The 18,688-nt window shown below is 72.9% G+C and carries 23 protein-coding genes; 11 read left to right on the top strand and 12 right to left on the bottom strand.

Translation table 11 applies throughout. The features are described 5' to 3' along the window. Nucleotides 1-53 precede the first annotated feature (53 nt). Together L2C96_RS31800 and L2C96_RS31805 are read left to right on the top strand one after the other, a co-directional pair. The gene (locus tag L2C96_RS31800; RefSeq protein WP_020423060.1) at nt 54-539 is read left to right on the top strand and encodes a MaoC family dehydratase; all 486 of its coding nucleotides are present in this window, start codon (nt 54-56) and stop codon (nt 537-539) included. Nucleotides 540-599: 60 nt separating this feature from the next. Further along, nucleotides 600-1,061: a DUF4383 domain-containing protein gene (locus L2C96_RS31805; protein WP_020423059.1), complete on the top strand. Its 462-nt coding sequence runs from the start codon at nt 600-602 to the stop codon at nt 1,059-1,061. Here the strand turns inward: L2C96_RS31805 and L2C96_RS31810 are convergent. Then, nucleotides 1,058-1,663, bottom strand: coding sequence for a maleylpyruvate isomerase family mycothiol-dependent enzyme (locus L2C96_RS31810; RefSeq protein ID WP_237338833.1), 606 nt, complete (start codon nt 1,661-1,663; stop codon nt 1,058-1,060). The genes L2C96_RS31805 and L2C96_RS31810 overlap by 4 nt on opposite strands. A 75-nt stretch (nt 1,664-1,738) precedes the next feature. Between L2C96_RS31810 and L2C96_RS31815 the strand changes: the two genes are divergently transcribed. Further along, nucleotides 1,739-2,158, top strand: coding sequence for a MarR family winged helix-turn-helix transcriptional regulator (locus L2C96_RS31815; protein WP_020423057.1), 420 nt, complete (start codon nt 1,739-1,741; stop codon nt 2,156-2,158). Nucleotides 2,159-2,300: 142 nt separating this feature from the next. Continuing rightward, nucleotides 2,301-3,143: a hypothetical protein gene (locus tag L2C96_RS31820; protein ID WP_237338834.1), complete on the top strand. Its 843-nt coding sequence runs from the start codon at nt 2,301-2,303 to the stop codon at nt 3,141-3,143. Here the strand turns inward: L2C96_RS31820 and L2C96_RS31825 are convergent. The 4 genes from L2C96_RS31825 to rfaE2 form a co-directional block, all read right to left on the bottom strand. Continuing rightward, entirely contained in the window at nt 3,140-3,298 is a 159-nt protein-coding gene (locus tag L2C96_RS31825; RefSeq protein ID WP_017984551.1) for a hypothetical protein, read from the bottom strand. The genes L2C96_RS31820 and L2C96_RS31825 overlap by 4 nt on opposite strands. 67 nt (nt 3,299-3,365) lie before the next feature. Further along, entirely contained in the window at nt 3,366-4,079 is a 714-nt protein-coding gene (locus tag L2C96_RS31830) for a methyltransferase domain-containing protein (RefSeq protein WP_237338835.1), read from the bottom strand. A 5-nt stretch (nt 4,080-4,084) separates the two neighbouring features. Further along, nucleotides 4,085-4,885, bottom strand: coding sequence for a glycosyltransferase family 2 protein (locus tag L2C96_RS31835; RefSeq protein WP_237338836.1), 801 nt, complete (start codon nt 4,883-4,885; stop codon nt 4,085-4,087). After that, nucleotides 4,882-6,387 (bottom strand): D-glycero-beta-D-manno-heptose 1-phosphate adenylyltransferase, encoded by a 1,506-nt coding sequence (gene rfaE2 / locus L2C96_RS31840; protein ID WP_237338837.1) that lies wholly within the window; start codon nt 6,385-6,387, stop codon nt 4,882-4,884. Before rfaE2 ends, L2C96_RS31835 begins: the two co-directional genes overlap by 4 nt. 96 nt (nt 6,388-6,483) lie before the next feature. On the opposite strand from rfaE2, the gene L2C96_RS31845 reads away from it, so the two are divergent. Further along, nucleotides 6,484-7,578, top strand: coding sequence for a glycosyltransferase family 9 protein (locus tag L2C96_RS31845; protein WP_237338838.1), 1,095 nt, complete (start codon nt 6,484-6,486; stop codon nt 7,576-7,578). Nucleotides 7,579-8,311: 733 nt separating this feature from the next. On the opposite strand, the gene L2C96_RS31850 is transcribed toward L2C96_RS31845, so the two are convergent. Both L2C96_RS31850 and L2C96_RS31855 read right to left on the bottom strand, forming a co-directional pair. Beyond that, entirely contained in the window at nt 8,312-8,524 is a 213-nt protein-coding gene (locus L2C96_RS31850) for a DUF2795 domain-containing protein (protein ID WP_237338839.1), read from the bottom strand. A gap of 55 nt (nt 8,525-8,579) precedes the next feature. Beyond that, on the bottom strand, nt 8,580-9,680 hold the full coding sequence (locus tag L2C96_RS31855) for an FUSC family protein (RefSeq protein ID WP_039792048.1): 1,101 nt from the start codon (nt 9,678-9,680) through the stop codon (nt 8,580-8,582). A gap of 2 nt (nt 9,681-9,682) precedes the next feature. Here L2C96_RS31855 and L2C96_RS31860 point away from each other — a divergent pair, with 2 nt between their 5' ends. Continuing rightward, nucleotides 9,683-10,189, top strand: coding sequence for a GNAT family N-acetyltransferase (locus L2C96_RS31860; RefSeq protein ID WP_372491287.1), 507 nt, complete (start codon nt 9,683-9,685; stop codon nt 10,187-10,189). Nucleotides 10,190-10,202: 13 nt separating this feature from the next. On the opposite strand, the gene L2C96_RS31865 is transcribed toward L2C96_RS31860, so the two are convergent. Both L2C96_RS31865 and L2C96_RS31870 read right to left on the bottom strand, forming a co-directional pair. Then, nucleotides 10,203-10,946: an ANTAR domain-containing response regulator gene (locus tag L2C96_RS31865; RefSeq protein WP_237338841.1), complete on the bottom strand. Its 744-nt coding sequence runs from the start codon at nt 10,944-10,946 to the stop codon at nt 10,203-10,205. A gap of 325 nt (nt 10,947-11,271) precedes the next feature. Continuing rightward, entirely contained in the window at nt 11,272-11,700 is a 429-nt protein-coding gene (locus tag L2C96_RS31870) for a cupin domain-containing protein (RefSeq protein ID WP_020422988.1), read from the bottom strand. Between the two features lie 119 nt (nt 11,701-11,819). Between L2C96_RS31870 and L2C96_RS31875 the strand changes: the two genes are divergently transcribed. Next, nucleotides 11,820-12,239, top strand: coding sequence for a CBS domain-containing protein (locus L2C96_RS31875; protein ID WP_237338842.1), 420 nt, complete (start codon nt 11,820-11,822; stop codon nt 12,237-12,239). Nucleotides 12,240-12,276: 37 nt separating this feature from the next. Beyond that, nucleotides 12,277-13,080, top strand: coding sequence for an SDR family NAD(P)-dependent oxidoreductase (locus L2C96_RS31880; protein WP_237338843.1), 804 nt, complete (start codon nt 12,277-12,279; stop codon nt 13,078-13,080). Here the strand turns inward: L2C96_RS31880 and L2C96_RS31885 are convergent. Genes L2C96_RS31885 through L2C96_RS31895 form a run of 3 tightly spaced genes read right to left on the bottom strand, consistent with a single transcriptional unit; the run spans nt 13,071 to nt 15,106 of the window. Continuing rightward, nucleotides 13,071-13,733 carry an alpha/beta hydrolase gene (locus L2C96_RS31885; RefSeq protein WP_237338844.1) on the bottom strand — a complete coding sequence of 221 codons (663 nt, stop codon included), beginning with the start codon at nt 13,731-13,733 and terminating at the stop codon, nt 13,071-13,073. The genes L2C96_RS31880 and L2C96_RS31885 overlap by 10 nt on opposite strands. Next, on the bottom strand, nt 13,730-14,170 hold the full coding sequence (locus tag L2C96_RS31890) for an ester cyclase (protein WP_020422984.1): 441 nt from the start codon (nt 14,168-14,170) through the stop codon (nt 13,730-13,732). The genes L2C96_RS31885 and L2C96_RS31890 overlap by 4 nt, the downstream gene beginning before the upstream one ends. Before the next feature lie 9 nt (nt 14,171-14,179). After that, complete coding sequence (locus tag L2C96_RS31895; protein WP_237338845.1) at nt 14,180-15,106, bottom strand: NADP-dependent oxidoreductase; 927 nt, start codon at nt 15,104-15,106, stop codon at nt 14,180-14,182. A 115-nt stretch (nt 15,107-15,221) separates the two neighbouring features. Between L2C96_RS31895 and L2C96_RS31900 the strand changes: the two genes are divergently transcribed. From L2C96_RS31900 to L2C96_RS31910, 3 genes are read left to right on the top strand one after another with little or no spacing between them, the layout of a single operon-like run. Next, nucleotides 15,222-15,866, top strand: coding sequence for a TetR/AcrR family transcriptional regulator (locus tag L2C96_RS31900; protein ID WP_020422982.1), 645 nt, complete (start codon nt 15,222-15,224; stop codon nt 15,864-15,866). Nucleotides 15,867-15,918: 52 nt separating this feature from the next. After that, nucleotides 15,919-16,995 carry an NAD-dependent epimerase/dehydratase family protein gene (locus L2C96_RS31905; protein ID WP_237338846.1) on the top strand — a complete coding sequence of 359 codons (1,077 nt, stop codon included), beginning with the start codon at nt 15,919-15,921 and terminating at the stop codon, nt 16,993-16,995. Nucleotides 16,996-17,006: 11 nt separating this feature from the next. Beyond that, entirely contained in the window at nt 17,007-18,596 is a 1,590-nt protein-coding gene (locus tag L2C96_RS31910) for a phytoene desaturase family protein (protein WP_237338847.1), read from the top strand. Nucleotides 18,597-18,688 lie beyond the last annotated feature (92 nt).

Below are 18,688 nucleotides of genomic sequence, written 5' to 3' on the forward strand. Positions count from 1 at the left end.
ACGGGGGCGGCGCGCGCCGAGGTGGGTGGCGAAGTCCGTGCGATGCTGGCGCCATGACGATGACCCTCAGCGAGGCGGACTTCGCCGCGCCGATCGACCAGCGCTTCTTCGAGGACTACGAGCCGGGCGCGGTCTACGAGTACGGGCACCTCTCGGTCACCGAGAAGGAGATCCTCGACTTCGCCACCCAGTTCGACCCGCAGCCGATCCACACCCGGCCGGAGTGGGCGAACACCGGGCCGTTCGGCGGGCTCATCGCCAGTGGCTGGCACACGACCGGCCTCATGATGCGCCTGTTCGCCGACCACTACCTCTCCCGCAACGCCAGCCTCGCCTCGCCGGGCGTGGACGAGCTGCGCTGGCCCGCGCCGGTCCGGCCGGGCGACTCGCTGCGGCTGCGTGCCACCGTCGTGTCCGCGCGGGCGTCCCGCTCCAAGCCGGACCGCGGGCTCGTCCACACGCGTGGCGAGCTGCTCAACCAGGACGACCAGGTCGTGTTGAGCCTCGTCGCGATGAATCTCGTCGGCCGCCGTCCCTGAACGGGGTTTCGGAACGCTCGCCGGGGCTATCCGGGGGCAATTCGTCCCAAAGGAGTAGTCATGACCGGGCGTTCCGCAACCGCGACCAGGGTCCGCAGACCCGTGCAAACCGCAGCGACCATCGTCGCCGCCGTGTTCCTGCTCGTCGGGATCCTCGGGTTCATCCCGGGGATCACCACGAACTACGACGACCTCACCTTCGCCGGCCACCACTCCGGCGCGATGCTGCTCGGGGTCTTCGCCGTGTCCATCCTGCACAACATCGTGCACCTGCTGTTCGGCGTCGTGGGCCTGGCGCTGGCCCGCACCCCGGGCGGCGCCCGCGGGTTCCTCGTGCTGGGTGGTTTCGTCTACCTGCTGCTGTGGGTCTACGGACTGGTCATCGACCAGGACAGCGGCGCCAACTTCGTGCCGCTGAACAACGCCGACAACTGGCTGCACCTGGGCCTCGGCGTCGGCATGATCGCGCTCGGCTGGGGTTTGACCGCCGTCGAGCGCGGCCGCGAGAACCGCGCGGCCTAGATCCCGGTCAGCTGCGGGATGGTCGCGGTGCGGCCGGCCAGCAGCATGACCAGGGCCTGGATCGGGCCGCGGACCTCCGTGCCCTCGCCCGCGCGCCAGTCGGCGTCCGTCGCGATCAGACGGTGACCCGCCAGGCGTTTGCGGGCGTGGAACGGGAAACCGATCTCCCACAGGTGGTCCGCGGACGCGACCGCCGCCTCGGCCGGCATCGGCAGCCGCCGGCCGAGCGGCATCGCGATGTCCTGCGCGTGGACGTGCACGTCCATCAACGCGTTGTCGAGGCTCTGCCGCGGCGCGAGACGGCGCATGCCGACCGCCGTGCGCAGCAGTTCCACCACCTCCGGCGGCGAGAGCCGCGCCGACTCCCGCTTGGTCAGGTCGTAGACCATGCGGTTGAAGTTCCCGCGCGCCCGCAGCGCCGCCTTGAGGACCGTGCCCACTCCGACGTGCGGTGCGAGTGCCACGTGCGTCGCGACGTCGTGGACCGTCCAGCCGTCGCACAGCGACGGGTACGTCCGCTCGACGTCGGTGAGGGTCTCGTAGAGGTCGGCGATCCGCGTGCGTTCCGCGTCGATCGCCAGCCACTTGTCGTTCTGTTCCATGGGAACCTCGCCCGAAAGTGGTAAGATGGTCTGACTAGTTTAGGCAAGTTCTCTGACTATCGTCAAGGAGCCCGCGTGAACACCGGCCTGCTGCTCTACATCCCGTACCGCCACCTGGAGAACCGGGTGATGGACGCGATCCGCGCCGCCGGGTTCGAGGTGACGCTCGCGCAGGCGCGGCTGCTGCAGCGGCTCAACCCGGCCGGCAGCAGGCTGACCGAGCTGGCCGAGGCGGCGCAGGTGACGAAGCAGACCGCCGGGTTCCTGGTCGACCAGCTGGAGAAGGCCGGTTACGTGCAGCGGGTGCCGGACCCGCGGGACGGCCGGGCGCGCCTGATCCACGCCACGGACAAGGCCCGCGAGGCGGCGCCCGTCGCGGAGGCCGAGATCGCCCGCATCGAGGCGGAGTGGGAGCAGCACGTGGGCAAGCGCCGGATGGCGCAGCTGCGGGAGACGTTGGAGAAGCTCTGTGAGATCACCGATCCCTACCGCTGAGGCGGCACCGCTGAAACGAGCTCCGTGGCGACGCGGCGCCGGCTCGACGCTGTCACGAATAGCTCCGCGACGCGGCGTCGGCTCGACGCGGTCACCAGGAACACGGCGGCGCGGTACGGGTCAGCCGACCCGCATCGTGCCCGTGCGGTTCACCCCCACCGCACCCTCGACGGCCGCGGTCTACCGCGTCACCGGGCCACAGCCGGCGTTCGTCAAGATCCTCCAGGCCCCACGGCATTCCGCGGTGTTCGCGACCATCCCCGCCGGCCTCCGGGAGCGGTTCGCGCGCGAGTTCCCCTGGCGCGGCGAGGCGGACTTCCTCCGGTCCGGCTTCCGGCTGCCGCCCGGCCTGCGCACCCCCGCCGTCTTCCGCATCGACGAGCTGGGCGACGACCGCGTGGCGATGTGGCTGGAAGACGTCCAGTGCGCGGACCTCCCCTGGGACACGCCCCGGTTCGAGCGCGCGGCGCACCTGCTCGGCCGCTGGGCCGGGCGGCGGCTCGGCGGCCCGCCCGGACCGGCGCTCCGGATCCTCGCCGAAGGCCGGCTCCACCTGGACGCCATGACCCGCGACGACCAGCGCGCGCTCGCACGCCGGGTGCCGGACCTGCTCGACCGCCTCGACGCGCTGCCGCAGACCCTCGGGCACCACGACGCCTGCCCGCAGAACCTCCTGGTGCCGCGGGACGAGCCGGACACGTTCGTGGTGATCGACGTCGGCTGGCAGTGCCCGCTCCCGGTTGGTTCCGACCTGGGCCAGCTCCTCGTCGGGCTGGCCGACGAGGGCGAGTTGCCGGTCGCCGCCCTGCCCGCGCTGCGCGAGCTGGTCCTCGACGCCTACCGGGACGGCCTGCGCGCCGAAGGCCACGCCATCAGCAGGGACGAAATCGCCTTCGGCTGCGACGCCGCACTGGCGATCCGCAGCGCGTTCCACACGCCACCGGAGCTGTCCGCGTACCTGACGCGGCTCGGCCTCGCGGCTTAGGACTGCGCGTCGGCGGCGGGCGGCTCGGTCTCGTCGTGCTGCCAGAGCGCCGACCACACCAGGCCGCGGTTCTCCGTGCCGCCGGTCCGGGTCGTGCTCTCGGGCTGCTCCGGCCACAGGTTGATGGCGCCGGCCGGAATCCGGTGGGTCGTCATGCGGTTCACGGTATGCACCACGTGTTTCACCCCCGTTGCCGGGACCGCGCAGGTGCGAGTCAGGTCACTAGTCGAAGAACCGGGCGAGGTGCGCCGCGCCCGGCGCCTCCGCCGAACCGTCCTTGACCGGCCGCAGCTCGGCGAAGATGCTGGCCCCGTCACAGCCCGCGTGCAGCGGGAACCAGGTGCGCGGCGAGCCGGGCCTGCGGCAGATGCCCTTGATCGTCTGCACGTCCAGCATTCGCACGTGCGTCGGGTCGGCCACCGCGTTCACGTAGCGCCACCACGGTGACAGCACGTAGGCGATGCCGTCCGGGCGCAGCACCCGGTGCACCTCGTCCACCAGCGGCAGGAAGTCGATCAGGTGCTCCAGGATGTGCACCAGGAACACCCGGTCCGCGCACGAGTCCGCGAACGGCAGCGGCCCGGACAGGTCGGCGACCACGTCCACCTCACCGGTGGTCATCAGGTCCACGCCGAGGTTGCCCGGGTACTGCTTCTGGCCGCCGCAGCCGAGGTCGAGGATCAGCGGGTCCCGCCCGCCGACCCGGACGCGGTCCCACACGCCGAACACCCCGTCCAGCCGCCCGATCAGCTCACGCGCGGTGTCCAGGTGCGCCCGCTCGCCGACCTCGCCGGTCAGGTGCGCGACTCCGCGGTCGAAGCGGACCTTCAGGTCGAGTCCACGCAACCGCTCGTCGTACTTGAACAACTCGTCCGCCGCCCGGCCCAGGAACTCGTCCCGGAGCCGGAGGCGCTGCTGGGAAACGGGCTCGGTCATGATCCTCACGGGGGAACGACGTCGTAGGCTTCGGTGTCCCGGTTCACCACCGTAGTCGGTGACTCCAGGTGCACGGCCCCGGTGGGCAGGATGCCCGCCGCGCCGTACTTGGCGGCGACCTTCATCTGCGCCAGCACGTCCTCGCCGCAGTGCTCCGGCGGCAGTTCCTGCCAGAACTCGAACCCGCCGACGTTGACCAGTGCCTCGCGGTCGAACATCACGCAACCGCCGACCCAGGCGACCTTGTACGCGGTCCACTTCGGACGGTGCCGGACCCGCTCCGACAGGTGGGTCGGGTTGGCTGCGTTGTGCAGGGTCCAGCGCTGCCACTCGCGCGTGCCGGGCGTGACCTGCTCCGGCTCCGGCCTGTCCTCCCACTCTTCGTACGGCTCCAGCTCGTGCGGCCGCCGGTCATCCAGATAGGACAGTCCGGTGACGGCGTTGCCGACCATCCCGCAGCCCAGCTCGCTGATCGCCGAGTGCAGGCGGGTGATCGCGCCGGGTTCGAGCCACACGTCGTCGTCGAGGAACAAGACGTAGTCCGCTTTGGATTGGTCCAGCAGGTGGTTGCGCTGCTGCGCCAGCCCGCGCCGGGGCAGGTTCCGGCTCAGCTGGACCGGGTGGCCCTGGTGCCGCAGCACCCGGACCATCGCCTCGGCGGCCGGGGACTCGTAGGACGCGTCCCCATCGGACTGGTCGGCCACGTGCACCTCGAAGTCCGGGAAGTCCTGCGCGGCCAAACCGGAGAGCGTGACGGCGAGTTCGGCGGGACGGTTGCGAGTGGGGATGAGGACGTCGACCCTCACGCGCCCTCCCCGACCGGCGCGGAGGTGCGGATCTTCTCGATCACCGACGTCGTCGAGTGGTCGGCGACGTACCCGAGCACGCGGACCTCGCCGCCGTAGGACCGCACGGTCGGCGCCTCCGGCAGCATGTTCTCGGTGTAGTCGCCGCCCTTGACGTAGAGCTGCGGCTCCAGCTGCTTCAGCAGCTCGACCGGGGTGTCCTCGTCGAACACCGCCACGTGGTCCACGCAGCTGAGCGCGGACAGCACGGCGGCGCGATCCTGCGCGGTGTTCACCGGCCGGTCCGGGCCCTTCAGCCGTCGCACGCTCTCGTCGGAGTTGACCGCGACGATCAGCACGTCGCCGAGCCGCTTGGCTTCGTTGAGGTAAGTGATGTGCCCGCGGTGCAGCACGTCGAAGCAGCCGTTGGTGAACACCACCCGTCGCCCGGCCTCGCGGTGCGCGGCGACCGCGCGGGCGAGTTCGGCGGCGGGCACCGCGGCCTCGCGTTCCCGGCTCAGCGCCAGGGACAGCTGCGCCTGGGTGCAGATCGCGGTGCCGTCCTGGTGCACCACGACGTTCGCCGCCGCCTGCGCCAGCTCCATGCAGCTCGTGGTCGGCAGTCCGGCGGCCCGCGCCAGCACGAGCGCCGCCGCGAACGTGTCGCCGGCGCCGCTGGCCTGGCTCTCCGGCGCGGGATCGGCCCACGTGCGGTAGCCGCGGCCCTCGCCGGTGAGCAGCATCGCGCCGTGCCGGTCCATCGTCACGACCGCGGCCGCGGCGCCGGTCTTGTCCAGCAGTGTCCGCCGCTCGTCCTCGAACAGGCGCGCGCGTTCCTCGCCCGGCTCCGGCAGGTCGGCGCCGAGCAGGTTCGCCGCCTCCGCGGCGTTCGGGGTGACGAGGTCGGGCCGGGCCTGCTGCCAGTGCTCGAAGTCGTGCGCGTCGACGACCAGCAGCGGAATGTCCGCTCGCAGCCGCGCCACCGCGTCCCGCAGCGGTTTGCCGAGCAGGCCGTTGCCGTAGTCGCACACCATCAGCGCGTCCGCGCCGGCGAGCGCCTTCTCCAGTGCCTTGGTGAGGCGGTTGGTCTGCACCGCGGGCAGGTCGTCGCGGTCGCCCTCGTCGAACCGCAGCAGCACCTGGTCGTCGGCGACCACGCGCTGCTTGCTGGTGCTGCGCCGAGACGGCGCGGTGAGCAGGTTCTCGGTGTCGACGCCGTGGGAGTCCAGCAGCGCGGCCAGTTCCCGGCCGGGTTCGTCGTCGCCGACGACGCTGACGAACCGGGCCCGCGCGCCGAGCGCGGCGAGGTTCGCCGCGGTGTTCGCCGCCCCGCCGGGCGACAAGGCGCGCGCGCCCACGTCGACGACGGGCGCCGGGGCCTCGCGGCAGATTCGCTCGCAGTGGCCGGACAGCCACACGTCGAGGATCGCGTCGCCGAGCACCACGACCGTGGGCGCGGTCTCCGACAGCAGCCGGACGAGGTCCGGCGTGATGGGGGCCACGTCCTTGGTCTCGCCTGCCATGTCCACCTCCACTCCTTCTCCTGCTCCACCAGTAGCCGGATCTTGGGCGAACAAACATTTCCGTTTGCTGCCTGCGGAAACGGGCACCTTGAGCGCGTGCTGAATTCCGACGCAGGGCCCGCGGTCGGCCCGATCGAAGCGAAGTGGCCGGACGTGCGCAGGATCGCCGTGCTGCGCGGTGGTGGTCTGGGGGATCTGCTGTTCGCGGTGCCGGCGATGGCCGCGCTGCGGGCGGCCTACCCGGACGCCGAGATCGTGTTGCTGGGCACGGAACTGCACCGTGAGCTGTTCGCCGGGCGCCCGTCGCCGGTGACCGAGGTGCGTCCGATGCCGCCGTACGAGAACGTGCACGAGCCGGCCGGGAAGCCGTTCGACGCGGCGGAGCAGCAGGCCTGGTTCGACGCGCTGAAGCCCGTCGACCTGGCCGTGCAGCTGCACGGCGGCGGGCGCAACTCCAATCCGTTCCTGCGCAGGCTGGAACCGCGGTACCTGGTCGGCGCGCGGACGCCGGACGCCGGGGAGGCCGACCGGTGGCTGCCGTTCCGGTACTACCAGCACGAGGTGCTGCGCGCGCTGGAGGTCGCCGGGCTGGCCGGGGCGCGGCCGGTGGAGCTGGAACCGTCCATCACGGTGACCGACGCCGATCGCGCGGCGGCGGACGAGGTGCTGGAGGGGCTGCCGGAGCCGCTGGTCGTGGTGCACCCCGGCGCCGGTGACCCGCGCCGCCGGTGGCCCGCGGAGCGGTTCGCCGAGATCGCGGCCAAGCTCGCGGCGGGCGGGCGCGGTGTGGTGGTGATCGGGGCGCCGGACGAACGTGAACTGGTCGAGCGGGTGGCCGGGCTGGCCGGGCCGCCGGTGCGCGCGCTGACGTCGCTGAGCATGTCCGCGCTGGTGGGGGTGCTGGACCGGTGCTCGGCGTTCGCCGGCAACGACAGCGGCCCGCGGCACCTGGCGGCGGCGGTCGGCGCGCCGACGGTCAGCGTCTACTGGATGGGCAACGTGGTGAACGCGGGGCCGCTCGGCCGGTCGCGGCACCGGGTGCTGATCTCGTGGACGGCGAACTGCCCGGTGTGCGGCGTCGACTGCACGCGGGAGGACCTGCCCCGCTGCGAGCACGACGACTCGTTTGTGGCGACGGTCCCGGTCGAAGACGTGCTGGGGGAGCTGGAGGAGCTGCTCGCCGGCCGGTGAGCCGGGGCGCTCGCGGCGCGGTGAGTCGGTGCGGTGGCCGGGTGGTGAGCCGGGGCGCTCGTGGGGGTTGGGCCAGGGCGCTTGCTGGGCGGGGAGCCGGGGTGCTCGCGGGGCGGTGAGCCGAGGCGGGGGCCGGGCGGTTCGTCGGCGCGATGGCCGGGTGGTGAGCCAGGGCGCGCGTGGGGCGTGGGCCGAGGGTTCGCGGGGCGGTGAGCCAGGGCGCTTGCCGGGCGGTGCCTCGGCGCGGTGGCCGGGCGGTGGGCGGGCGCGCTTGTGGGGGTTGGGCCTGGGCGTTCGTGGGGCGGCGAGCCGGGTGCTCGGCGGGGCCAGCCGTGCGTCGGCGCGGCGGCAGGGTGGTGAGCCGGGGCGCTTGCCGGGCGGTGCCTCGGCGCGGTGGCCGGGTGGTGAGCCGGCGCTCTTGTGGGGGTTGGGCCTGGGCGGCTCGTCGGCGCGGCGGCCGGGCGGTGGACCGGGGCGCGCGTGGGGCGTTGGGCCGAGGGTTCGCGGGGTGGTGAGCCAGGGCGCTTGCCAGGCGGTGCCTCGACGCGGTTGCCAGGCGGTGGGCGGGCGCGCTCGTAGGGGTCGGGCCTGGGCGTTCGCGGCACGGCGAGCCGGGTGCTCGGCGGGCGGTGCCTCGGCGCGGTGGCCGGGCGGTGGGCCGCGCGTTCGCCGACCTGTGAGCCGGTGCGCTGCCGTCCGGGGAGCTGCGCGGCGCGCGGCCGCCACCGCGACCTCAGCCCCGGTCGTCGTCGGACTCCACGCGGGCGGCCGAGATCAGCTCGGTCCAGCTGCCGTAGCTCACCGGCGGGATCGCGCGCAGCGCGGCGACCGTGTCGTCGTCGGCGCCGTTGCGTTCCGCGCACTCCAGGATCCGCGGCTTCTCCGCCGGGAAATCCAGGTCCTGCAGCGCGGCCTCCAGGCTCTCCCGGGTCGTGGTGCGGTTCATCGTCGTCCCTCCTTTCCCGCCTGTGGGCTTGCCGCCCGCGGCGAGCCCAAACAGGTCAGCGTGGCGCGGCCGTCTCCAGCACCCGCACCGAGCGGGCCACCGCGAGCAGCGCCGCGTCCTCGGCCTGCCGCATCACCGTCGTGACCCGGTCGAACCGCAGCCTGCCGTCCAGCTCACGGTGGTGCGCGGACAGTTCGTCCAGGTAGCCGGGCAGGTCGGCGAGCCGGTCGTCGCTCTGGTCCAGGCACGCGACCGCGCCGGCCAGCTGGTCGAGCAACCGCGCGTACTCCGCGGTGAACTCCGGGTCGGCCTCGTCCTGCTGGGCGGCGGTCACCAGCGCCTCCGTGATGCGCTTGACCTGCTCGGAGACCTCCTTGAGCACGCTCAGCGGCGATTCGAAGGCCGACGGCAGCGGCAGGCTCCCGCGGCGGCGGTGCACCAGCCACCGGATGTTGAACCGCACGCTCTCGCGCCCCCAGCTGACCGCCTCGTCGGCCCGCACCACCGTCGAATCGAGGCGGCGGGCGTGCCGCAGCCAGCGGGTGGCGGTGTCGGTGTCCCAGTCGTCGCGCAGGTCGCCGGCGATCGACTGCAACAGGTCGCGCACCTCGGCCGCGAGCGCGGTCACCGCGTCGCGTGTGTGGCGCAGGTGCACCGGCGGCAGGACCACCGTGTTCACCACCACCCCGATCGCGGCGCCGAGCAGGCTCTCACCCATGCGTTCGGCCAGGTAGAGCAGGTTGCCCGCGGTGCCGTAGGAGATCATCAGCAGCGCGGTCACCCCGACCCAGATGCCGCTGCCGCCGAACCGGTGCCACTGGCCGAGCAGCATCCCGACGAACACCGCGGCCGCGAGCGCCAGCGCCGGCTGCGGGATCAGGTGGGCGGCGGCGTAGGCGAGGGCCAGCCCGAGCAGCAGCGCCGCGGTCTGCTGTGCGGCGTTGGTGAGCGAGCGGTAGACCGTCGCGGTCATCAGGAACACGGCGGCGTACGGCGCCATGAACGACTGCGGCGACGGGATGACCACGCGCGCGACGAGCCAGGCGAGCACCGCGGCGAGCGCCATCTTGACCGCCTGCAGCACGGCCTCGCGCTCCCGTCCGGGGAAGCGCGCGGCTCGCCGCAACCAGTACCAGGGGGACAAAATTCGTGCCATCGATGTGGCGGTACCCGGTCACACTGTCCGGCATGCGCATCAGGACTGCGACCGCGGCCGATTTCGACCGGCTGCCGGAGGTCGAACGGTCGGCTGGGGAGTGCTTCCGGGACATCGGGATGCCCGAAATCGCCGACGACGTGCTGCCGACACCCGCGGAGCTCGCGAGCTACCCCTTCGCGTGGGTGGCCGACGACCCGGAACCGGTGGCGTACCTGGTCGCGGCGCCGGTGGACGGTGCCCTGCACATCGAGCAGGTGTCGGTGCACGCGTCCCGGGCGCGGCGCGGGATCGGGCGGGCGCTGATCGAGGAGGCCGCGCGGGCGGGTTTCCCGGCGCTGACGCTGACCACGTTCGCCGACGTGCCGTGGAACGCGCCGTACTACGAGCGGTGCGGCTTCGTCCGCCTGGCCGGGGACGAGCTGACGCCCGGGCTGCGCCGGATCCGCGCGGCGGAGGCGGCTCGGGGACTCGACCGCTGGCCCCGGGTCGCGATGCGCCGCGTCTGAACCCGCCCGCGCGTCAGCGTGCGCGCACGGACTCCAGCAGGTCGATGGCGACCTGGCGGAGTTTGATGTTCTGCCGCTGCGACTGGTCCACCAGCCGGTCGAACGCTTCGCTCGCGCTGATGCCGTGCACCGCCATCAGCACCCCCTTCGCCTGGTCGATCTCGGCGCGCGAGGTGAGCGCGCTCTCCAGGTGCCGGATCTGCTGGCGCGCGTGGTACCAGCGGCGCGCGTTGCTGATCGCCGCGGAGGCGGCGCCGGTGAACAACCGCATCAGCTTCTGGTCGAACGGGTCGAACGCGCCGTCCACCCGGCTGTACAGGTTCAGCGAGCCGACGAGCTCGTCGCCGTCGCGGCCCGCGCCGAGCATCAGCGGCACGGCCAGGAACGTCAGCACACCGCGCTCCTGCGCCGCGGCGGCGAAACCTGGCCACGTCTCATCGTCCTGTTTGGACACCGCGCGGACCGGTTCGCGCGTGCGGACGGCCAGCAGGCAGGGGCCGTCGCCCGCGTCGTACTGGGCCTGGTCGATCCCCGTCAGTTCGTTGTCGGTGGTGGCCGCGGTGCGCGGCCCGGTGTCGTCGAGCAGCGTGACGCTGACGGCGTCGGCGTCCGCGATCGCGTTCACGGCGGTCTCCGCGAGCCGCCGCAACACCGCGTCGAGTGGCTCCTCTTCGTCGATGCCGAGCCGCAGGTTCTCCAGTGCGAGGGTGACGTCGTCGAGTCTGGCCAGTGGCTCCGGCCGCTCGGATTTGGTCATGTGTGGGTTCTCTCCGCGAGTGCGCTGCCGGGCACGCCGCCGGACCGCCGCGCGGAACGCGGGCGGTGTACGGGTGCCGTGATGTGGTGGGTGATCCGGGATCCGGGGTGGATCAGAACCGGAGCCTGCCCCCCAGCACGTTCGAGCACGGCGGGGACGAATGCGGACGTATCCGCCTGGTGTCGTTCATCGTCAAGCCCTTCGCCTCGTGGTGCCGTCCGCCGTTCGGACGGCGTTGGGCGCCGGCTGCTTGACGCTGGCCAGGATCATACGTGCCCCCGCGACGGCGACAAACAGAGCCCGGAGAAGTGGATCGGGCTCGCGGTCAGGAATCCGGCCGGTCCACCTGCGCCCACAGGCTCGGCAGGTTGACCACGATGCCTTCCTGGCTGCTGCGCGCGATGATCACGACCGCGTCCTCGTCGCCGGGGTTCTCCTCGCGGTGTGGAACCCAGGGCGGCACGAAGATGTAGTCGCCCGGCTCGGTCTCCAGCCGGATCTCCTCGTCGCCGTCGGCGAACACGAACACCGGGTGCCCGGACTTGACGTAGATCGCCGTCTCGGCTTCGCCGTGGTGGTGGTCACCCGAATTGGTGTGCGGGCCGACGTGCGTCTCGCCCATCCAGACCTTCTCCGAGCCTGCTGTCTTGCCGGACACCGCCTCCAGCCGCCGCATGCCGCTGGTCTGCGCGGTGTCGCCGGTCAGCTCGCCGCCCTTGATGTGCCGCAACGGGCGGTGCCAGGCCTCGGTCACGGGGACGTCCTTCCGATCCGGTGGAGCTCTCCGTCACACGGTAGCCGGTTTCGGCGGCCCCGATCGGGGAACGGCCTGTGGTGAAGGTGTGACAACGACTGCGAGGAGGTCGGAAACCCATGGCGCAGCTCGTGCGCGACGTGATGACCCCCAACCCGGTGACGCTGTCCGCGGACACCCCGGTGCGGCAGGCCGCGCAGGCGATGCGGGAGAAGGACATCGGGAACGTGCTGGTGCGCGACGGCGACCGCCTGGCCGGCATCGTCACCGACCGGGACCTGGTGGTGCGTGCGCTGGCGGAGAAGGACGACCCGCGGAGCTGCACGCTCGGCGAGGTGTGCAGCGGCGAGCTGGTCACCGCGCGCCCGGAAGAGCCCGCCGACGCCGCCATCCAGCGGATGCGGCAGCACGCCGTGCGGCGGATCGCGGTGGTCGACCACGACCGGCCGGTCGGCGTCGTGTCGGTCGGGGACGCCGCGATCGAGCGCGACCCGTCGTCGACGCTCGGCGACATCAGCGCGGCGCGCGGCAACGCGTAGCCCGAGTGGGCGGCCCGGATCGGGGTAACCGCCCGCCATGACGAACACAGGAACCAGACCGCTCGCGGTCGTCACCGGTGCCTCCACCGGGATCGGGCGCGAGCTGGCGAAGCAGTTCGCCTCGCACGGCTACGACCTCGTGATCGCCGCGGAGAACGCGGAACTGGACGACGCGCAGCGCGAGTTGCTGGCGCTCGGCGCGCAGGTCCTGGCCGTGCGGGGCGATCTCGCGAGTTACGACGGGGTGGAGAACCGGGTCGCCGCAGTCGCGTCGGTGGACCGGCCGCTGGCCGCGCTGGCCGTCAACGCCGGGGTCGGGGTCGGCGGCGCGTTCGTGGACGGCTCGCTGCGCGACGAGCTGAACGTGGTCCACCTGAACGTCACCTCGGCCGTGCACCTGACCCGCCGCCTGCTGCCGGGAATGGTCGAGCAGGCGGCGGGGCGGGTGTTGTTCACGTCCTCGGTCGCGGCCATGACCCCGGGGCCGTTCCAGGCCGTCTACGGTGCGAGCAAGGCGTTCCTGGCCTCGTTCGCTGAGGCGCTGCGCGAGGAGCTGAAGGACAGCGGCGTGACGGTCACCGCCCTGCTGCCGGGGCCGACCGACACCGAGTTCTTCGAGCGCGCCGGGATGACCGACACCAAGATCGCCCAGGGCCCCAAGGACGATCCCGCGGAGGTCGCCGAGCAGGGGTTCGCCGCGATGATGGCAGGCAAGGACAAGGTGGTCGCCGGTTCGGCGCGCAACAAGGTCCAGGCCGCGGCGGCGCGGGCCGTGCCGGACACCGTGAAGGCGGCGATGCACCGCCGGATGGCGGAACCGGGCTCCGGCAATCAGTCCTGAGTGGACACCTCCAGGAGCACCCCGGCGAGCTCGTCCGGCGCGGTGACCATGCACTCGTGGCCGGTGCGCAGCCCGGTGACCGGCCACCCGGCTTCCCGCGCCAGGCGGGCCAGCGGCATCCGCTCGTTGTCCAGGCACACCACGGCGTGGCAGGGGATGGACTCGACCGCGCCGGTCAGCGTCGTCGGCTCGGCGAACGACCGGCGCGGGTGCGGGGCCATGTTCGCCTCCAGCCACTTCACGTCGGCGGGGTCGGTGACGCCGACGGCCGCCGCCGGCGGCACGCCGATCAGCCCGTCGACCGTCATGGAGTCCACCCACTCGGTGAACCACCCCGGCGCGCGGCTGTCCAGCGACTCGCCGTCCCGGCCGAACCACGCGTCGACGAGCACCAGCCGCGCGACGCGTTCCGGCACGCGGTCGGCGGCCTCCCGCACGACGAAACCGGCGTAGCTGTGCCCGACGAGCACGGCGTCGTCCAGGTCCGCCAGCAGGGCGGACACCTCGGCGGCGTGCGTGTGCAGCCCGGCGCCGGCGTCCATCGGCAGGTCCGGGGCGATCACGCGGTGACCCCGTTCGCGCAGCCGGGCCGCCACGCGGTCCCAGCACCAGCCGCCGTGCCACGCGCCGGCCACGAGGACGTACGTGCTCATGCCGCCTCCCGCCACTCGGTGAACCGCTTGCCCGCCTCGTCGGTCGACAGGCCCAGCTGCTCGCACATCCAGTGGAAGTCGAAGAAGAACCGCTCGTGGGCGATCAGGCCGTCACGCACCTGCCAGTGGCAGGCGAACGGCAGCTCGAACGACTTCCCGGTCGGTTCGATCCCGGCCAGCGCGCCGCGCATCGTGGCGCTGATCGTGCCCGAGCCGACCACGAGGTCCCCGGCCGTGCGCAGGTAGTCGGCGCGCACGCGGTAGTCGGGGAACGCGCGGAAGAACCCGGCGAACTGGCGCTCGGCCTCCGCGGTGCCGTGCGCGACGGCCCGGAAGGGGACGGTTTCGATGACCACGCCGGGGTGGCACTGGGCGAGCGCGGCGCCGGTGTCGGCGCGGCTCTTGGCTTCGGCGTAGGCGCGGACTGTGCTTTCCACGGTTCCTCCTCAGTCGGTGACGGTCAGGACGACCTTGCCGGTGGTGCGGCCCTCGGCGAGCAGGCTCAAGGCGCGCTGGGCCTCGGTAAGCGGGAACGTTTCGCTGACGTGCGGCGACAACTGTCCCTTGTGGACCAAATCGGTGAGCGCGGCGAGCCCGGCCGCGTCCGGGTCGACGAGGTAGCCGACCGCGCGCACGCCGAGTTCCGCGGCGCGCTCGTGCAGGCCCGGCGTCCACGCGGACTGGCCGCTGACCAGCAGTCCGCCCGGCCGGAGGGCGCGCAGCGCGGTCAGGCCGTGCTCGCCGCCGAACATCTGGACCACCACGTCCACGTCCCGCGCGGGCGGCCCGGTCCGGTGGTCGGTCACCTCGTCGGCGCCCAGCGCGCGTACGAACTCGTGCTTCGGCGGGCTCGCGGTGCCGATGACGTGCGCGCCGCGGGCCTTGGCGATCTGCACGGCGAGGTGCCCGACGCCGCCGGCCGCGCCCGAGACCAGGACACGTTGGCCGGCCGACACGCCGGCCACGTCGGTGAGGATCTGCCACGCCGTCAGCCCGGCGAGCGGCAGGGCGGCGGCTTCGGTGAAGCCGAGCCCCTCCGGCATCGGCGCGAGGTGGCGGGCCGGGGCGGTCAGGTAGTCGGCGAACGCGCCCGCCGCGCGCGGGAACCACGGCATGCCGTAGACGCGGTCGCCGGGCGCGAACCGCGTCACGCCGTAGCCGACCTGCTCGACCACACCCGCGACGTCCCAGCCGTGGGTGTGGGGCAGCGACAGGACCATGTTGTAGGCCTGGCCGATGGCGGTGTAGTGGTCGACGGGGTTGACGCCCGCCGCGACGACCCTGACCAGGACGTCGCCGGGGGCGGGCCGCGGTGCGGGCACCTCGGCCACTTCGAGCGGGTCGCCCCACGCCCGCTGCAGTACCGCTCGCATGTCGTCTCCTCCAAGTTGGTGGACACTCGTACGGTAAGTTCGCGCGGTTGTAGGCGGCAATTCTCCGCAGGGAATCGAGCAGGCGGTGGACGGCTGTCCGGGATAGACTGGCCGGGTGGCTGACGTGCACGTGGACAAGCGGGTGCAGCGCGGGCTGCGCTCGCGGCGCGCGATCCTGGACCGGGCGATGGACATCGCCTCCGTGGAGGGGCTGGAGAGCCTGTCCGTGCGCCGGCTGGCGACCGAGCTGGACGTGAGCAAGAGCGGGGTGTTCGCCCAGTTCGGCTCGAAGGAGGAGCTGCAGCTGGCGACGGTGCGCGCGGCCGTCGAGGTGTTCGTCGGCAAGGTCGTGAAGCCCGCGCGGAAGGCGCCGGCTGGGCTGCGGCGGGTGTGGGCGCTGGCCGAGTCGTGGCTGGCGTACGTGCGGCAGCCGGTGTTCGCGGGCGGGTGTTTCTTCGTCGCGACCGCGGCCGAGTTCGACGCGCGCCCCGGCCGGGTGCGCGACGCGATAGCCGCCGGTCGGCGGGACTGGCAGACGCTGTACCGCACGACGATCGCCGAGGCGCAGGAGCTCGGCGAGATCGACCCCGACGTGGACCCGGCGCAGCTGGCCTTCGAGCTGGACGCGCTCACCAGGGCCGCCGCCGAGGACGCCCTCCTGCACGACGACCCGTCCCGCTACGACTACGCCCGCACGGCGGTCCGCGCGCGGCTGGCGGCGGTGGCGACGCCGGACGCGCCCGCCCTGCCGGTGGACTGAGAAGTTCCGTGCCCGGCGGTTAGCGAACCCGCCCCGGTGGAACACGTCCGGCATGAAGGTCGTGGTCACCGGGGCGTCCGGCAGCATCGGCACCGCGTTCCTGCGCGCGGCCGCGCGCAGGCCGGGCTGGGAGGTCGTGGGGCTGGCGCGGCGGATTCCGGACGCTCGTCCACCGTATGACAGCGCCCAGTGGGTTGACTGCGATCTCGACTCCGACTCCGCCCCGGACGTCCTGCCGAAGGTCTTCGCGGGCGCGGACGCCGTCGTCCACCTCGCCTGGGCCATCCACCCGGGTGTCGACGAGCCGCCCCGCAACCGGACCAACATCGAAGGTTCGCAGGAGGTCCTGGCCGCCGTCGCCGAGGCCGGGGTGCCGCAGCTGGTCTGCGCGTCCTCCGTCGCCGCCTACACTCCGGCCCCGCGCTGGACCCGCGTCGACGAAGACTGGCCGCGCACCGGCGTCCCGGGCAGCGCCTACAGCCGCGACAAGGCGCGCCTGGAACGCCTCGTCGAACTGTTCGCCCGGCAGCACCCGGACGTGCGGGTCGCGGTGTTCCGGCCGTGCGCCGTCGCCCAGTACGACTCCGGTGCGCAGCTCGCGCGGTGGACGCTGAGCCCGCTCCTGCCGACCGCGTTGATCGGCAACCGCCTGCTGCCGGTGCCGCTGTGGAGTGGTCTGCGTGGCCAGGTCGTGCACGCCGACGACGTCGCCGACGCGATCTGCCTCATGCTCGACCAGCGCGCGGAGGGTGCCTTCAACCTCGCTTCCGAACCGGTGCTCGGCGTCAACGACCTCGCCGAACTGTTCGGCGGTTTCCGCGTCCCGGTGCCGCGGCGGCTGGTCACCACCCTGGCCCTGCCGACGTGGCGGCTCGGGTTGCAGCCGATGCACCCGGGCTGGCTCAGCCTCGCCGACAAGGCCCCGCTGATCGACACCACTCGCGCCCGCGCCCACCTCGGCTGGGAACCGCGGTACGACGCGAAGGAGGCGCTGGCCGAACTGGTCGCCGGGATGCGCGACGGCAGCGGCACGGGCAGTGGACCGCTCGCGCCGCGGGGTGCGGAATCGTGGCTGGAGCGGTTGGCTGGGATCAGGCTGGGGCGGCCCAGTCGTCAGACGCAGGCCTAGAAGGGAGCGTCGTGACCGAAACTGTCGACGCGGTCGTCGTGGGGGCGGGCCAGAACGGCCTCGTGGCGGCGAACGTGCTCGCCGACGCCGGGTGGAGCGTGCTCGTGCTCGAAGCCGCGCCGGAGCCCGGCGGCGCGGTGCGCAGTGCCGAGGTCACCGCGCCCGGGTTCCGCAGCGACCTGTGCAGCGCGTTCTACCCGCTCGGTTACGCGTCGCCGGTGCTGCGTGAGCTGGGGCTGGACTCCTACGGCCTGGTGTGGAAGCACGCGCCGCTGGTGCTGGCCCACGTCCTGCACGACGACCGGTGCGTGGCGTTGTCGCGGGATCTCGACGAGACGGCCGCCTCGGTGTCCACGTTCGCCGCCAAGGACGGCGACGCCTGGCGTGACGCGTTCGCGCAGTGGCAGAGGGTGCGGGACGACCTGCTGGAATCGGTGCTGCGCCCGTTCCCGCCGGTGCGGTCGGCGTCGAGGCTGGTGCGCCGGATCGGGGTCGCGGAGACCCTGCGGCTGGTGCGGATGGTGACGCTGCCGGTGCGGCGGCTGGGCGAGGAGCTGTTCGACGGCGAGGGCGCGCGGTTGTTGTTCGCCGGCAACGCCCTGCACACGGATCTCGGTCCGGACAACGCGGGCAGCGGTGTGTTCGGGTGGCTGCTGGGGATGGCCGGGCAGGACGTGGGTTTCCCGGTGCCTGAGGGCGGCGCGGACCGGATCATCACCGCGCTGGTGCGCCGTCTCGCGGATCGTGGTGGCCGGGTCGAGTGCAACCGCCGGGTGCGGGACGTGTTGATCGCGGGCAACCGGGCGATGGGTGTGCGGGACGAGCACGGTGAACTGGTGCGGGCCAAGCGGGCGGTGCTGGCGGACGTGCCCGCCCCGGCGCTGTACCGGGAGCTGGTCGGGGAGGAGCACCTGCCCGCCAGGTTGGTGTCCGACCTGGACCGTTTCCACTGGGACAACGCGACGATCAAGGTCGACTGGGCGTTGGATGGGAAGATCCCGTGGACGGCCGAAGAGGCGCGCCGGTCGGGCGTGGTGCACCTGGACGCGGACCTCGATGGACTGACCGCGTACGGCGCGGACCTGGCGTGCAGCCGGGTGCCCGAGCGGCCGTTCCTGTTGCTGGGCCAGATGACGACGACGGACCCGTCCCGCTCCCCGGCGGGCACCGAGTCGGTGTGGGCGTACACGCACGTCCCGCGCGGCGAGCGTTGGGACAGGGACCGGCTGGAGCGCTACGCCGACCGGATGGAAGAACTCATCGAGCGCCGCGCACCCGGCTTCCGAAGCCTGATCAAGGCGCGGTGCCCGCAGGGGCCGGCGGAGCTGGAGGCGCTCAACCCGAGCCTCGTGCAGGGCGCGATCAACGCCGGTACAGCGGCGATCCACCAGCAGTTCGTGTTCCGCCCAGTGCCAGGCCTGTCGCGGGCCGACACCCCCATCGACAGGCTCTACCTGGCCGGAGCTTCGGCCCACCCGGGAGGCGCGGTGCACGGCGCCCCAGGAGCCAACGCAGCACGAGCAGCCTTGGCGCGCAACAGAATCACCGGCGGCCTATACGGAAGTGCGATGCAAGCTGCACAACGAGCCATTTACTCGTAGCAAACCGCCACCCGGCAACGCAAAGCAGCCGACCACTCCAACCAGACCTCCCCCGCCCCCGATCCACAGCCGATCTTTAGTCGCCGACCAGC

Origin of the sequence: Amycolatopsis tucumanensis (assembly GCF_021654135.1) — a bacterium.
GTDB classification, from domain to species: domain Bacteria; phylum Actinomycetota; class Actinomycetes; order Mycobacteriales; family Pseudonocardiaceae; genus Amycolatopsis_E; species Amycolatopsis_E tucumanensis.

Excerpts from the sequence above, each read along its gene's own strand:
- L2C96_RS31860 (WP_372491287.1), top strand. The coding sequence starts at position 9,683 with ATGTGGCGGTACCCGGTCACACTGTCCGGCATGCGCATCAGGACTGCG.
- L2C96_RS31895 (WP_237338845.1), bottom strand. The coding sequence starts at position 15,106 with ATGCGAGCGGTACTGCAGCGGGCGTGGGGCGACCCGCTCGAAGTGGCC.
- L2C96_RS31830 (WP_237338835.1), bottom strand. The coding sequence starts at position 4,079 with ATGACCGAGCCCGTTTCCCAGCAGCGCCTCCGGCTCCGGGACGAGTTC.
- L2C96_RS31810 (WP_237338833.1), bottom strand. The coding sequence starts at position 1,663 with ATGGAACAGAACGACAAGTGGCTGGCGATCGACGCGGAACGCACGCGG.
- L2C96_RS31885 (WP_237338844.1), bottom strand. The coding sequence starts at position 13,733 with ATGAGCACGTACGTCCTCGTGGCCGGCGCGTGGCACGGCGGCTGGTGC.
- L2C96_RS31825 (WP_017984551.1), bottom strand. The coding sequence starts at position 3,298 with ATGACGACCCACCGGATTCCGGCCGGCGCCATCAACCTGTGGCCGGAG.
- L2C96_RS31880 (WP_237338843.1), top strand. The coding sequence starts at position 12,277 with ATGACGAACACAGGAACCAGACCGCTCGCGGTCGTCACCGGTGCCTCC.
- rfaE2 (WP_237338837.1), bottom strand. The coding sequence starts at position 6,387 with ATGGCAGGCGAGACCAAGGACGTGGCCCCCATCACGCCGGACCTCGTC.
- L2C96_RS31800 (WP_020423060.1), top strand. The coding sequence starts at position 54 with ATGACGATGACCCTCAGCGAGGCGGACTTCGCCGCGCCGATCGACCAG.
- L2C96_RS31850 (WP_237338839.1), bottom strand. The coding sequence starts at position 8,524 with ATGAACCGCACCACGACCCGGGAGAGCCTGGAGGCCGCGCTGCAGGAC.
- L2C96_RS31855 (WP_039792048.1), bottom strand. The coding sequence starts at position 9,680 with ATGGCACGAATTTTGTCCCCCTGGTACTGGTTGCGGCGAGCCGCGCGC.
- L2C96_RS31875 (WP_237338842.1), top strand. The coding sequence starts at position 11,820 with ATGGCGCAGCTCGTGCGCGACGTGATGACCCCCAACCCGGTGACGCTG.
- L2C96_RS31805 (WP_020423059.1), top strand. The coding sequence starts at position 600 with ATGACCGGGCGTTCCGCAACCGCGACCAGGGTCCGCAGACCCGTGCAA.
- L2C96_RS31865 (WP_237338841.1), bottom strand. The coding sequence starts at position 10,946 with ATGACCAAATCCGAGCGGCCGGAGCCACTGGCCAGACTCGACGACGTC.
- L2C96_RS31905 (WP_237338846.1), top strand. The coding sequence starts at position 15,919 with ATGAAGGTCGTGGTCACCGGGGCGTCCGGCAGCATCGGCACCGCGTTC.